General features: G+C 71.5%; 11 protein-coding genes and 1 pseudogene. 5 read left to right on the top strand and 7 right to left on the bottom strand.

Annotation, left to right across the window (positions count from 1 at the left end; all coding sequences use genetic code 11):
- Nucleotides 1-97: 97 nt before the first annotated feature.
- The 6 genes from AB0I98_RS15425 to AB0I98_RS15400 form a co-directional block, all read right to left on the bottom strand.
- Nucleotides 98-739, bottom strand: coding sequence for a sigma-70 family RNA polymerase sigma factor (locus AB0I98_RS15425; protein ID WP_362940947.1), 642 nt, complete (start codon nucleotides 737-739; stop codon nucleotides 98-100).
- A gap of 205 nt (nucleotides 740-944) precedes the next feature.
- On the bottom strand, nucleotides 945-1,679 hold the full coding sequence (locus AB0I98_RS15420) for a hypothetical protein (protein ID WP_362940944.1): 735 nt from the start codon (nucleotides 1,677-1,679) through the stop codon (nucleotides 945-947).
- A 240-nt stretch (nucleotides 1,680-1,919) separates the two neighbouring features.
- Nucleotides 1,920-2,456 (bottom strand): copper chaperone PCu(A)C, encoded by a 537-nt coding sequence (locus AB0I98_RS15415; protein WP_362940941.1) that lies wholly within the window; start codon nucleotides 2,454-2,456, stop codon nucleotides 1,920-1,922.
- Nucleotides 2,453-4,750, bottom strand: a complete 2,298-nt coding sequence (locus AB0I98_RS15410; RefSeq protein ID WP_362940938.1) for a heavy metal translocating P-type ATPase — start codon at nucleotides 4,748-4,750, stop codon at nucleotides 2,453-2,455. Before AB0I98_RS15410 ends, AB0I98_RS15415 begins: the two co-directional genes overlap by 4 nt.
- Nucleotides 4,750-4,983: a hypothetical protein gene (locus AB0I98_RS15405; protein WP_362940935.1), complete on the bottom strand. Its 234-nt coding sequence runs from the start codon at nucleotides 4,981-4,983 to the stop codon at nucleotides 4,750-4,752. The genes AB0I98_RS15410 and AB0I98_RS15405 overlap by 1 nt, the downstream gene beginning before the upstream one ends.
- Nucleotides 4,984-5,723: 740 nt before the next feature.
- On the bottom strand, nucleotides 5,724-7,085 hold the full coding sequence (locus AB0I98_RS15400; RefSeq protein WP_362940932.1) for an aminotransferase class I/II-fold pyridoxal phosphate-dependent enzyme: 1,362 nt from the start codon (nucleotides 7,083-7,085) through the stop codon (nucleotides 5,724-5,726).
- 155 nt (nucleotides 7,086-7,240) lie between these two features.
- On the opposite strand from AB0I98_RS15400, the gene AB0I98_RS15395 reads away from it, so the two are divergent.
- Nucleotides 7,241-7,729 (top strand): MarR family transcriptional regulator, encoded by a 489-nt coding sequence (locus AB0I98_RS15395; RefSeq protein WP_362940929.1) that lies wholly within the window; start codon nucleotides 7,241-7,243, stop codon nucleotides 7,727-7,729.
- Between the two features lie 145 nt (nucleotides 7,730-7,874).
- On the opposite strand, the gene AB0I98_RS15390 is transcribed toward AB0I98_RS15395, so the two are convergent.
- Nucleotides 7,875-7,997: a hypothetical protein gene (locus AB0I98_RS15390; protein ID WP_362940926.1), complete on the bottom strand. Its 123-nt coding sequence runs from the start codon at nucleotides 7,995-7,997 to the stop codon at nucleotides 7,875-7,877.
- Nucleotides 7,998-8,324: 327 nt separating this feature from the next.
- Here AB0I98_RS15390 and AB0I98_RS15385 point away from each other — a divergent pair, with 327 nt between their 5' ends.
- From AB0I98_RS15385 to AB0I98_RS15370, 4 genes and pseudogenes are all read left to right on the top strand, one after another.
- The gene (locus AB0I98_RS15385) at nucleotides 8,325-8,963 is read left to right on the top strand and encodes a (2Fe-2S)-binding protein (RefSeq protein ID WP_362940923.1); all 639 of its coding nucleotides are present in this window, start codon (nucleotides 8,325-8,327) and stop codon (nucleotides 8,961-8,963) included.
- A 12-nt stretch (nucleotides 8,964-8,975) separates the two neighbouring features.
- Nucleotides 8,976-9,956 carry a xanthine dehydrogenase family protein subunit M gene (locus tag AB0I98_RS15380; RefSeq protein WP_362940920.1) on the top strand — a complete coding sequence of 327 codons (981 nt, stop codon included), beginning with the start codon at nucleotides 8,976-8,978 and terminating at the stop codon, nucleotides 9,954-9,956.
- Nucleotides 9,953-12,141 (top strand): annotated as a pseudogene (locus AB0I98_RS15375) (xanthine dehydrogenase family protein molybdopterin-binding subunit). Before AB0I98_RS15380 ends, AB0I98_RS15375 begins: the two are co-directional and overlap by 4 nt.
- Nucleotides 12,142-12,283: 142 nt before the next feature.
- A complete protein-coding gene (locus tag AB0I98_RS15370) occupies nucleotides 12,284-13,435 on the top strand; it encodes an XdhC/CoxI family protein (RefSeq protein WP_362940917.1) in 1,152 nt (383 codons plus the stop codon).
- Nucleotides 13,436-13,456 lie beyond the last annotated feature (21 nt).

Genomic DNA, 13,456 nt, shown 5'->3' with positions numbered 1-13,456 from the left:
CCGCGCGCGACTGTCATCCATGGGAGTGCTCGGAGCTGTTCGGCGAGAGGAAGGGCGCCGGCCCGCGCTTCGGACGGACGGCGCCGGCGCCCTTCGATCACGCGGCCAGCGGGGTCGGCTCGGCCGTCGCCTCGGCCTCGGCCAGCAGCTCGATGAGCGTGGCCCGGGCACGGGACACGCGCGAGCGGACCGTTCCGATCGGGCAGCCACTGGCCTCGGCCGCCTCCGCGTAGGGCAGCCCCATCAACTGGGTGAGGACGAACGCCTCACGGCGCTCGCCGGGCAGCGCGTCCAGCAGGTCGAGCAGCGCGACACCGTCCTCGAAGCCGGGCAGGCCGATCGGCTGGGCGCGTTCGACCGTCACTCTCCAGTCGTCCGTGACGCACAGGCGTGGCCGGGCGGCGGCGTACCGGTAGCTGTCGATCACCGCGCGGCGCGCTATGGACAGCAGCCACGCCCGCGCCGAGGAGCGCCCCTCGAACCGGTGCAGGCTGCCGAGTGCCCGCAGGAACGTGTCCTGGGCCAGGTCGTCGGCGGCCTGGGGATCGGAGGAAAGGTGCGCGACATAGCGGACGACGTCGGGGTGCAGGGCCCGTACGAAACGGTCGACGGCGGCCGGGTCGCCGGCGCGGGCGGCGAGAGCCCAGGCGGTCGTCGACTCGTCGAACGACGCCACCGCACCGTCTTTGTCCACCTCTCTGCGTTTGTCGCGGGAGGCGGGCAGAACAGGAGTGATCACCTGATGTCCTTCTCGGGTCATCCGGCCTCCGGCACGGCGGCACGCAGGACCGTCACGACCGTGCTGAGGCACGACGGCCGCGTGACACCGCTTGCGGATGGGTCCGGGAGTGAAGGGGAGACGGCCGTACGACGCGTACGGCCGAGCCCGAGGCGCGGGCGTCGATGACACGACACCCGGCTGTGGCCCCGGGGAACCGGCTGTCTCAGACGACAGCGGTCCCGGCCGGAGGCCCCCGAGGAGTGATCGAGTGAACGGGAAGAAGGCGCCGTGGCACCCGTTCCGAGCGGGCGCGGCGCAGCCGGACACGCGGTCGGCGTGGCGGCGCGACAACAGCGAACAGCAGCTGCAGGGGTGCGGCCAGCCGGCCGGCGACGGCCCGCAGGACACGGAACGCGGCACGCTCCCCATGGGCCAGCCACAGACCGCACAGCAGCGCGGCGAGCGTGTGGGCGGCCAGCATGCCGAACGACGACATGCCGCCCATGTCGTGGCCCATGGAGCCCATGTGCGCCGCGTGATCCGTCGCCATGCGCCCCATGTGCGCCGCGTGGTCCGTGGCCATGCGTCCCATGTCCATGGAGCCCGTGGGCATGGCGCTCATGTCATGGCCCATGGACGCCGTGGCGTGTCCCGGGCCCTCCGAGCCGGGCGGAGCGGTGGCCGGTCCGGCTGCGCTCGTGGCGGTCGACTGCGCGAGTTCGAAGACCGAGTGGAGCACCCCTTGGGTGACCATGACCAGGGAGACGACCAGCGGGAGTCCGCGCTCACGGCCCGCGAGGCTCCAGCCCACACCGCTCGTGCCGGCAAGTCCGGCCACCAGTGCCCACCACGGGACGGTGCCGCCGGACATCAGGACGTGGCCGAGGGCGGCGAGCAGCACGCAGACGGCCGCGAACATCGCGGCCCGTAGCGTGCGCGCATACCGCCCAGCAGTCATGACGGCCCTCATCCTCGCATCCGGGATTCCGTCGCCATGAAGGGGTACGGACAACGCCCCCGCCCTCCACTCAATCCCCGACCGGTGACACAGAACACGCCAACGGGCCGGAACTCGGCGCACGTTTCGGCCGACAACTGAAGGTGCGGGGTCTCTCCCGAACCCGCTCTCCACTCGGTCGCGTCCGTCGCACGGCGTCCCTCCGGACCCACCGCGTGGGCAGGCCGCCGGTCACGCCGGTCACGCCCCGACCGTGCCCGGGCGGACCACCACCGCGACGGTCTTGATCCGGCCGCTGCGCGCGAAGTGCAGCGTGAACGGCAGGACGTCGCCCTCGCGCCACGTCTCCTTCGCCCGCACCGTCACATCCGTGCCGAACGGAGACATGGCGAGCCTGCCGCCGGCCGGAACGGCGACGGAGTCCACCGTCTGCCCGTACGCCGCCCGCCCCCCGGCCATGCGGTGGCGGCTGAGCGTGGCGTCGCCGCCGGTGGCGGAGGAGGTGACCTTCAGCAGCCGGTCGTCCGCGCCGCCGGAGTTGGTGACGCGAAAGAACGCGGCGGTCTCCCGGGTGTCGCCGAACGGGAGGAAGACGAGCCCGTGGGTGACCGCGATCCGCGCGGGGCTGCCCGCGTTGCCCTGGACGGCCCAGGTGGTCAGGCCGCCGAGGGCGACGCTGCACGCGGCGACGGGCGCGAGCGCGGCGATCAGGGTGTCCGTGAGCCGGCGGCGGGTCGGCCGCCACAGTCGCTGTCCGGTCAGCCGTTGTCCGGTCATCGCGTACGGCCCCGGCCCCGCGCCGGCTGCCAGGCCCGCAGCCGCAGGCTGTTGCCGACCACCAGCAGCGAACTCACCGACATGGCCGCCGCGGCGAGCATCGGGTTCAGCAGCCCGACCATGGCGAGCGGCACGGTCACCACGTTGTAGCCGAACGCCCACAGGAGGTTGACGCGGATCGTGCCCAGGGTGCGCCTGGCGAGCCGGACCGCGTCCCCGAGGGCTTCGATGTCACCACGTACGAGTGTCACGTCGGCGGCCCCGATCGCCGCGTCCGTGCCACCTCCCATGGCGATGCCGAGATCGGCTCCGGCCAGCGCGGCGGCGTCGTTGACGCCGTCGCCGACGACCGCGACCCGGCAGTCCCGCTCCCTCAACTCCCGTACGAGGCCGGCCTTGTCCTCGGGTGTGCAGCGGGAGTGCACCTCCTCGATACCGAGCGCGGCGGCGACCGCCTGCGCCGGTGCCTCCCGGTCGCCGGTGGCGAGCACCGGGCGCACACCGAGGCGCCGCAGCCGGTCCACGGCCAGGTAACTGCCGGGGCGTACGACGTCCCCGACCTCGATCAGCGCCTCGGCGACCCCGTCGACACGGACCAGGACGGGGGTGTTGACGTCGGCCTCCGCCGCCCGCAGCGCGTCGGTGAGGACGGCGGGCAACTCGTCGTCCGGCGCGAGGACTTCGACCAGCCGCCCCTCGACCCGGCCGCGCACGCCACGCCCCGCGGTCGCGGCGAAGCCGCTCACCTCCGGCAGCGTGCCCTGCCCGGTCAGGACATCACCCGACGCTCCAACACGGTCGCGCGGGGACACCCCCGTGGCGTACGCGACGATCGCCCGGCCCAGCGGGTGCTCCGAGCCCTGCTCCACCGCAGCGGCCAGCCGCAGCACCGCCTCGCGCCCGAGCCCGTCCGGCACGGCCGTGACCCGGGCGACGGTCATGTGGCCGGAGGTGAGGGTGCCGGTCTTGTCGAGTACGACCGTGTCGATGTGCTGCAGCCCCTCCAGGGCCTGCGGGCCCCGGACCAGGACACCGAGCTGCGCGCCGCGCCCGGTGGCGGCCATCAGCGCGGTCGGCGTGGCCAGCCCCAGCGCACACGGGCAGGCCACCACCAGGACGGCCACGCACACGGTGACGGCGGCCTGTGCGTCGGCCCCGGCGCCCAGCCAGAACCCGAGCACGGTCACGGCGATCGCCAGCACCACCGGTACGAACACCCCCGCCACCGCGTCCGCCAGCCGCTGCGCCCGTGCCTTGCCCGCCTGCGCCTCGGTCACCAGCCGGGTGATGCGGGCAAGCTGCGTGTCCGCACCGACCGCGGTAGCCCGTACGAGCAGCAGTCCACCGACGTTGACCGCCCCGCCGACCACGGCCGAACCCGGTCCGACCTCGACCGGCTCGCTCTCCCCCGTGACCAGGGACAGGTCCACGGCGGAACTGCCCTCCGCCACCACGCCATCGGTGGCGACGCGCTCGCCGGGACGGACGACGAAGACCTGCCCGACCCTCAACTCCTCGACAGGTACCAGCCGCTCGGCCCCGTCCTCGCGTACCGCCACTTCCTTCGCGGCGAGTTGGGCCAGCGACCGCAGGGCGGCCCCGGTGCCGTTCCGGGCCCGCGCTTCCAGGAACCGCCCGGTGAGCACGAACAGCGGTACGACGACGGCCACTTCGAGGTAGACGTGCGCGATGCCGTCGGAGGCTTCGGGCAGCAGGCTGAACGGCATCGTCATGTCCGGATCGCCCGCACCCCCGAGGAAGAGCGCGTACACCGACCAGGCGAAGGACGCCGCCACGCCCAGCGAGACCAGGGTGTCCATGGTCGCCGTCGAGTGCCGCAGCCCGCGCAGCGCCCGTACGTGGAACGGCCACGCGCTCCACACCGCGACCGGCGCGGCCAGCACGAAGCACAGCCACTGCCAGGCGCGGAACTGCAGGTCGGGCACCATGGACAGCACGACCACCGGCACCGCGAGCAGCCCCGTGATCACCAGCCGTTCGAGCTCCTGCCGGGTGCCATCGGACTCCCCGCCCTGGCCCTCCTCGCGCTGCGGCTTCGGAGGCTCGGGCAGCGCGGCCGTGTATCCGGCCTGCTCGACCGTCGCCATGAGTTCGTCGGGGCTGACGTGCGGCGGATGGCTCACCCTGGCGCCCCCGGTGGCCAGATTGACCGTCGCGGTCACGCCCTCCAGCTTCGCGAGCTTCTTCTCCACCCGCCGCACGCAGGCCGCACAGGTCATCCCGCCGACGGTCAGGTCGGTGGTCACCACAGAGGTGGCCGGTTCCGTGGTCATCAGCCGCCGCTCCCGTGCTTGTTCATGTCGCCCATGTCCATGCCGCCACCGCCGTCGCCGCTCGTTCCGGAGCGCTGCATGTCGGGCGCGACGGGGCCGACAGCGGCTCCGGCGGCGTACGACACGGTGAAGACCAGGGCGAGCAGGAGAAGGAAACCGCAGAGAGCGGGCGGCGGCACCAGTCTCCGCAGCGCGAAACCCGCTTCGGTGGAGGACTGCTGGGGTTCTTCCATCACCGGCCTCCTGACCTTGGTCGGACGGCTCGGACACGGGGATCACGGCTGGATCCCCTACGGCCGCACCGATAGAGGAGTCGGCTCACACAAGGAGCGAGTTCCGTACGCCCCTGTGCGGTACGCCACAACCGCCGGGGATTTCAGGCCGACCCTCCACCACGACGGCCCTGAGCCGCCATTCCGATACCGAGCAGGAGGACGGCAACACCGGCACCCACAGGGACGGCAAGCTGGGGCGCTGGAGACCGTGACCGTGCCATCCCAGCCGCGCCATCGCGCTCACGCGATATTCCGCCGAGCCACGGCGTCGTGCCCATAGCGTGCCCGTAAGGGGGGACAACCACGGTCAACAGCGGTGCTACCAGACCCTCACGACTACAGCGGCACAATGAATCTTTGCAGGTCCGCAGCCATGCACCCCCTCAAGCGCCGTAGCTTCCCAAGCTGAGAGCGCGAGTTCGATTCTCGTCACCCGCTCCATGATGAAACCCCAGGTCAGTGGCCTGGGGTTTTACTTGTTGTCTAGTCCAATTGGGGGTCGCGTGCTCTAAGTGGCGTGAATGCAAAGCGGCAGTTCGCTCGACGACATAGGTGTCGTCGTGCGCGGTCCAGCCGTCCCGCTCGCCCCGCGCGAGCTTTGACGTCGACAGGTGCCAGGACCGGGCCATGGAGCACCCTCCCAGGGCATACGAGCCGGTGGACACGGCTCTCGCCTGACGCGCGGGCGGTTATCGCCCTCAGGATCGGGTGAGCCGTTCGACCTGGTGGTGGATGTGCTCCACGTGGTGCTCGGATTCCGGTTTCATCAACACGCTGCGGAGGATGCGGGCGCCGGCGGCGTCCGCGGTGATTTTGGGGTGGCGTGCGGTGAACGCCTCGCGGTCGGCTCTCAGGGTGCTCAGGAACACCGGGTCGGGGCTCGTCATGCCGTCCGCCAGGATGCGGGCGGAGACCGTGTCGATGCCGCTCAGGGTGACGGGGTCGACAACGGGGAAGTAGCTGACGATGTCCAGTTCCGGCTGTTGGTAGAGCTCCAGGTGGTCGGAGGTGGTGATCAGCTGTGCCCACTTCAAAGCGGCCCGGCGGCCCGCCGCCAGCACCCGGCCCAGGCCGTCGGCGGTGGGCGGGAGGAGCTGGAAGGTGAGCCACAGGGCGGCGGCCGAGGCTCCGGCGCGTGAGCATTCCAGGCTGATCTCGCCGAGGTGGAGCTCGCTGGAGGTGAAGTAGGTGTAGGGCGAGTCGTGGAGGTAGAAGCGCCCCACCTCGGGGTCGCGGAAGAGCACGGCTCCGCAGCCGTAGGGCTGGAGCCCGTGTTTGTGCGGGTCGACCACGATCGAGTCGCACCGGGCAATCGCCTGCCAGGGCTCAGGCGCGAGTCCCTCGGGCCCTTCCGCGCCGGCCAGCAGGGTGAAGAAGCCGCCGTAGGCGGCGTCGATGTGGATACGGACGCCGTAGCGCTCTTTGAGGAGCAGGGCCTCGTGGATCGGGTCGACGGCCCCCAGCCCGGTGGTTCCGGCGGTCAGCACGACCGTGCCCACCCGGCCGCCGCGCAGCAGGTCCTCCAGCGCGTCGAGATCCATACGTCCCCGGTTGTCCGTGGGGACCGCGTGTCCCTCCATCCCCAGCACACGGCACATGCGGCCGTGGGTGTAATGGGCCTCCGCGCTGTACGCGACACCTCGACCTGGGTGGAGTTCGCGGGCGACGAAGAGGGCCTCGAGGTTGGCGATCGTGCCGCTGGTGGTGAGGTGGCCGAGGTGGGTGTCGTAGCCGAACATGGCGGCCAGCTGAGCGACGGCCTCGCGTTCCATCCGGGCCGTGGCGGGGCCGCCGTCCAGGGCGTGGTTGTTGGGGTTGATCAGCATGGCGGTGAGGTAGCCGACCACCGCGGCGGGGTGCGGGGGCTTGAGCATCTGCCCTGCGTAGTGCGGGTGGAAGAACGGGTAGTTGTCCCGCAGTCTCCCGGTGAACTCCTCGAAGGCTGTGGCGAAGCGGTCGTCGTCGACCTGGAGTGACGGGTGCGGCTGGTAAGGGCCGAAGGTGTCGGCCCAGTCCTGTATCGCGTGGGTGGCTCGGCCGAGCCAGTGCTGCAGGTCCATGGATGCGCCTCTCTCCGATGGGATCGGTGGGATGGCGTCCACCATAGGATTTTGCTGAACAGTCAGCAATTGACTGCTCAGCAATTGAGACGTCAGTAGGTGATGTGGCAGTAAACTGCGCGCCAGAACCGTCAAGGATGGGAGGACCTGGGCAGGTGAATGCCGCGACCCGGCGGGGCGACCAGGCCGCCCGTGCCGCCAACAGCGGGCTCGTTCACGACTTCGGGCTGCTGATCAAAGCCGCGACCCGCCTGGAGCAGCGGATCGACACCGCCCTGCGACGCGAGTGCGGGATCAGTCACACGATGCTGGAAGTCCTGATCAGGCTGTGCCGCAAGCCGGGCGAGCAGGTCTCCCAGCGCCGGCTCGCCGAGGACCTCACCCTCACCAGCGGTGGCATCACCCGGCTGATCGACCGCATGGAAGAAGCCGGCCTGGTCCGCCGTGTGCCGTCACCGGACGACCGCAGAAGCATCCTGGTGGAACCGACTGATCACGGACGCACTGTGTTCCCTCAGGCCGCGGCCGTTCACTCTCATGTCGTCGAGCGGTACTTCGTCACGCCCGTGGCCCGCGACGACTACCCACGGCTGACCGGCGCGCTGAGTGACATCAACGAGGCACTGCGCGACTCCACCGACTAGACATCACCGGCTGTCGCGGTTTTGCCGCGGGTGGTGCGCCGACAGCGCTGCGCCGGCGGGGAGCCGGGTGCGACAGGCGGTGCGGCCGGTACGGTGGCCGCGCCCTGCCGGACAGCGAGCAGTGCCGGCGCGCCGAGGACCGTGGCTACGGCGGTCGGCAGCCGACCGCGCAGGCCACGGTCCCGTGCCCCAGCAGTGCCTTCAACTTCGCGGTGTCCTCGGAGCCGTACGCGAACCGCACGGCAGCCGCGTCCGCATGCCCACGCATGACTCCATGACGACCAGCGCCGACAGCCGGGCGCTCTGACTACTACTGCCAGGCGTACCAACGCCAGTGGTACGTACCCGAGTCGTCCCAAAAACCTGTGCTCGTTGTATCGCGCCGCGTGCCACACAGTGGATCTCGTACCGCACCGCACTCCTCCTGGCCCGAGGACTCGCCGCGTCCACCGCGGCGTGCGAACCGGGTCGCGCGACGCCGACCCGAACGGCACCGCCGGCATGCGGCAGACCGCGACGCCACCTCGCGTGGGTGCTCACACGCGTCAGTCGTCCGCCATCCGTCTCCCATCTCCCGTCGACCGAGAGAGTGGTCATGTCCACCGAGCCTCCCGAGTCAACTCTTTCTCCCCCCGAGGGATCTGCGTCCGCCCCGTCCCGGCGCACGTTCATCGCGACCACCGCCGTCGGCGGTGCGGTCGTGGCGGGTGGCCTGATAACGGGGCCGTCCGTGTTCGGCGCCGAGCCCGCGGACGCCGCCCAGGCGTCGTCCAGCAGCCGCGTCTCCCTGACCGTCAACGGCGAGCGCCGCACCGTCACGGTCGACAACCGGACCTCGCTGCTGGACCTGCTGCGCGAGCACCTGGGGCTGACCGGATCGAAGAAGGGCTGCAACGCCGGTGCCTGCGGCGCCTGCACCGTCCTGGTCGACGGACAGCGGGTCAACTCCTGCCTGACGCTGGCGGTCCGGCTGGACGGCGCCGAGGTCACCACCATCGAGGGCCTGGCCAAGGGGGAGCGGCTGCACCCGCTGCAGCAGGCGTTCATCGACCAGGACGCCTTCCAGTGCGGCTTCTGCACCTCCGGCCAGATCATGTCCGGCGTCGGCTGCATCGACGAGGGTCACACCGACTCACCGGAGGAGATCCGGGAGTTCATGAGCGGGAACATCTGCCGCTGCGGCTGCTACGTGAAGATCGTGCGGGCGGTCGAGCAGACCGCGCACGGGAAATGAGGCACAGCCCCCATGCATCCCTTCTCCTACACCAGGGCCACCGACACCCGGCAAGCCCTCCACGCCGGTCGCGACGGCGGCCGTTACATCGCCGGCGGCACCACCCTGGTCGACCTGATGCGCGAGACCGTCGAACGCCCCGAAACCCTGGTTGACATCGGCGCCCTGCCGCTGCGCGAGATCACGGTCACCCGGCGCGGGGGCCTGCGCATCGGCGCGCTGGTCCGGATGTCCGAGGCCGCCGCACACCGGGGGGTGCGCGCTCTGTATCCGGTGATCTCGCAGGCGCTGGAGCTGAGCGCGTCGGCGCAGCTGCGGAACATGGCGACCATCGGCGGCAACATCATGCAGCGCACCCGCTGCACGTACTTCCGTGATGTGACGGCCGCCTGCAACAAGCGTGAGCCGGGCACGGGTTGCGCGGCGCTCGAAGGCTTCAACCGCACCCACGCGATCCTCGGCACGTCCGACGCCTGCGTGGCCACGCATCCCTCCGACGTGGCCGTGGCCTTCGCCGCCCTGGAAGCGACCGTGCACCTGCTGGGGCCGGACGGCGGGCGCACCGTGCCCTTCGCCGACTTCCACCTCAAGCCGGGAAGCACACCGAACCGCGAACAGGCCCTGCGCCGGGGCAAGTTGATCACCGCTGTCGAGCTTCCGGCCCTTCCGCGTCCGCTCAAGTCCGGCTATCTGAAGGTGCGCGACCGGCAGTCCTACGAGTTCGCGCTGACCTCCGCGGCCGTCGCGCTGCACATCCGCGGCGGAGTGATCCGGGACGCGTACGTCGCCGCCGGAGGCGTGGGCACCGTGCCCTGGAAGCTCACCGCCGTCGAGCGGCAGCTGATCGGGCGGCGGCCGTCCGACGCCCTGTGGACCACGGCCGCCCAACACGCCGCCGACGGGGCCCGGCCGCTCCAACACAACGGTTTCAAGGTCGAGTTGCTCAAACGGACCGTCGAGCGCCAACTGCGCGTCGTAGGAGGTGGCAAGTGAGCCCGCAGCCGCAGGCAGCCGTCGGAGCGCCGCTGTCCCGGGTGGACGGACGGCTGAAGGTGACCGGCCGGGCCAAGTACGCCGCCGACCACGACATCGACGGAGTCGTGCACGCCGTCATCGTCGACAGCAGTGTCGGCCGCGGACGGATCACCGGCATCGACACCCGCGCCGCCGAAGCCCAGCCCGGCGTCCTGGGCGTGATCAGCCACCTCGACAAACCGGCACTGGCCTACCGCGACAACCCGGGCGCCTGGTTGGACCCCTTCGTCGGCGAACGGCTGCACGTCTTCCAGGACGACAAGGACCGCTTCCTGGGGCAGCCCGTCGCCGTGGTCGTCGCCCGCACACTGGAGGCCGCCCAGCACGCCGCGGACCTGGTGAAGGTCTCCTACGACGCCGAGAAGCCGTCGACCGACATGACGGCACCCGGGGTCCGGGAGAACGACCCCCTGCCGCCGCAGAACTACGTGCGCGGCAACCCCGAAGACGCACTGGCGTCGGCGGAGGTCACCCTGGAGGCCACAACGCGCTGGAGCCGCACGCCACCATCGCCCGCTGGGACGGCGACAGGCTCACCGTGTGGGACAAGAGCCAGTGGGTGGTGGGCGCGCGGGACGAACTCGCCGCCGTGTTCGGCATGTCGGCGGAGAACGTGCGCGTCATCTCGCCGTTCGTCGGCGGCGCGTTCGGCAACGCGCTGCGTACCTGGCCGCACACCACCATCGCGGCCCTCGCCGCCCGCCAGATCCGCCGCCCGGTCAAACTGGTCCTGACCCGCGAGCAGCTGTACTACGGGGTGGGCTACCGGCCCGCCTACGAGTACGGGCTGCGCCTGGGCAGCACCCGAGGCGGACGCCTGACCGCGGCGGTCCACCGGATACGGGCCGAGACGTCCTCGTACGAGCACTTCGCCGAGGGCGTGATGAACCCGGGGCAGCTGCTCTACGCCACGCCCCACGTCCGCCAGGCGTTTCGGACCGTGCCGCTGGACGTGAACACACCGACGTTCATGCGGGGCCCCGGCTGGTCCAGCGCCGCCTTCGCCATCGAGTCGGCCATGGACGAACTCGCCCACGAGACCGGCATCGACCCGGTCGAGCTGCGGCTGCGCAACGAACCGCAGGAGGACCCTGTCAACGGTCTGCCCTGGTCCACCCGGCGCCTGAGCGAGTGCCTGCGGACCGGAGCCCGCGAGTTCGGCTGGCACCGGCGCAACCCCAGGCCCCGCTCCCGGCGGGACGGCGACTGGCTGATCGGCATGGGCATGGCCAGCGGTATCTACGACACCCTGCGCATGCGGTCCGAGGCACGGGTCAGGCTGGAGGCCGACGGCACGGCCCTGGTCCAGGCGTCGACCAGCGACATGGGCCCCGGCACCTACACCTCCATGACCCAGCTCGCCGCCGACGCCCTCGGCCTGACCATGCACACGGTCCGCTTCGAACTCGGCGACTCCGCCTTCCCGGCGGCCCCGCCGCACGGCGGATCGCAGACCATGGCCGGCGTCGGCTCCGCCGTCCAGGACGGCTGCGACAAGCTGCGCCAGGAGGCGATCAAACTCGCCGTCGAGGACGAGCGGTCACCGCTGCACGGCGTCGACGCCGACGACATCGTGGTCCGCGGCGGCCGACTGCACGTCAAGGGCACCCCCGCGCGCGGGGAGACCTACCGGCAACTGCTGGCCCGTAACAGCCGTACGCACCTGGAGATGCGCGGGACCTTCACCCCGAGCGGCGACGACCGGTACTCCATGAACGCCTACAGCGCGGTGTTCGCCGAGGTGGCTGTCGACCGGCGGCTGGGCCTGGTGCGGATGCGGCGCATGCTGGGCGTCTACGACGTCGGGCGGATCATCAGCCCCAAGCTCGCCGACAGCCAGGCCCTCGGCGCCATGGTGGGCGGCGTCGGGCAGGCCCTGCTGGAGCACACGGTCACCGACCACCGCGACGGCCGGATCGTCAACGCCAACCTCGCCGACTACCTCGTCCCCGTCAACGCCGACATCCCCGACCTCAAGGCGATCTATCTGGACGGGGAGGACCTCCACTCCGACCCCATCGGCGTCAAGGGCCTCGGCGAGATCGTGAAGGTCGGGGTCGCGCCGGCCATCGCGAACGCGGTCTTCAACGCCACCGGCCATCGTGTCCGCGACCTGCCCATCACCGCCGAAGCCCTGCTCTGAACCCCGGGCGGCACGGGCCCCTCCCGCCACCCGGGCGGGGCCGCGAGAGCCGTCCCACTGATCGGCCCGCCGCCGTGCCTCCGATCCCCCCAATGCCGGCGCGGCGGCGGGCTTCCCCACCACCCACCGAAGGACACCTCTCATGCTGAACATCGCGGACACGCTGTACCGCTGGTGCCGCGAGGACCGCCCCTTCGCCCTCGCCACCGTGATCCGGGTCAGCGGCAGCGCACCCCTGCCACCCGGCACCGCGCTGGCCGTGGGCACGGACGGCGAGGCGGTCGGCAGCATCTCCGGAGGATGCGTGGAAGGCGCCGTCTACGAGCTGTGCCAACAGGTCCTGGAGACGGGCGAGCCCCCGATACGGGCCTCGTTCGGCTACTCCGACGACGACGCCTTCGCCGCGGGCCTGACCTGCGGCGGCGAGCTGGAGGTCCTGGTCCAGCGGGTCGACCCCACCGACCAGCCCCACCTCACCACCGCCCTGGAACAGGTGTCGGCCGGTGTGCCCGTCGCCGTGGCACAGGTCGTGGACGGGCCGCGGCGCCTCCTCGGCCGCACCCTGTCCGTCTTCGGGGGCGGCAGCGCGTACGACGGGACCCTGGGCGGCCGACAGGAGGACCGGGCGGTGGTCACCCAGGTCCACGCGCTGCTGCGAGCGGGCCGGACCGCCCGCGTCGAGGTCGGCGGGGATGCCGACACCTGCCCGGAGAAGCTGACACTCCTGGTCCACACCGAGGCAGCTCCGCCCCGCATGCTGATCTTCGGCGCCGTCGACTTCGCCGCCGCCCTCAGCCAGGCCGGACGGTTCCTCGGCTACCACGTCACCGTCTGCGACGCCCGCCCTGTGTTCGCCACTCCCGCCCGCTTCCCGCACGCCGACGAGGTCGTCGTCGACTGGCCCCACCGCTACCTGGAGGCCACGGAAGTCGACGCCCGTACCGCGATCTGCGTCCTCACCCACGACGCCAAGTTCGACATCCCCCTGCTGCGCCTCGCCCTCGGCCTCCCGGTCGGCTACATCGGCGCGATGGGCTCCCGGCGCACCCACGAACACCGCCTGGAACGTCTGCGTGAGACCGGCGTTCCCGAAGAGCACCTCGCGCTCCTGCACTCGCCGATCGGACTGGACCTCGGCGCCCACACCCCCGAAGAAACGGCGATCTCCATCACCGCCGAGATCATCGCCCACATCAACAACGGCACCGGCCTGCCCCTGTCCCGCGTCCCTGGCCCCATCCACGGTTCCGTCCCGGTGGCCGCGATGTCACCGGCCTCGGTCCTGGCCGCATGACGGCGCGACATGCATGGAGGA

This window comes from Streptomyces sp. NPDC050211, from assembly GCF_040656035.1.
Taxonomy (GTDB): domain Bacteria; phylum Actinomycetota; class Actinomycetes; order Streptomycetales; family Streptomycetaceae; genus Streptomyces.
The sequence above is the reverse complement of the archived record's forward strand: the minus strand, read 5'-3'. Positions and strand labels throughout refer to the sequence as shown.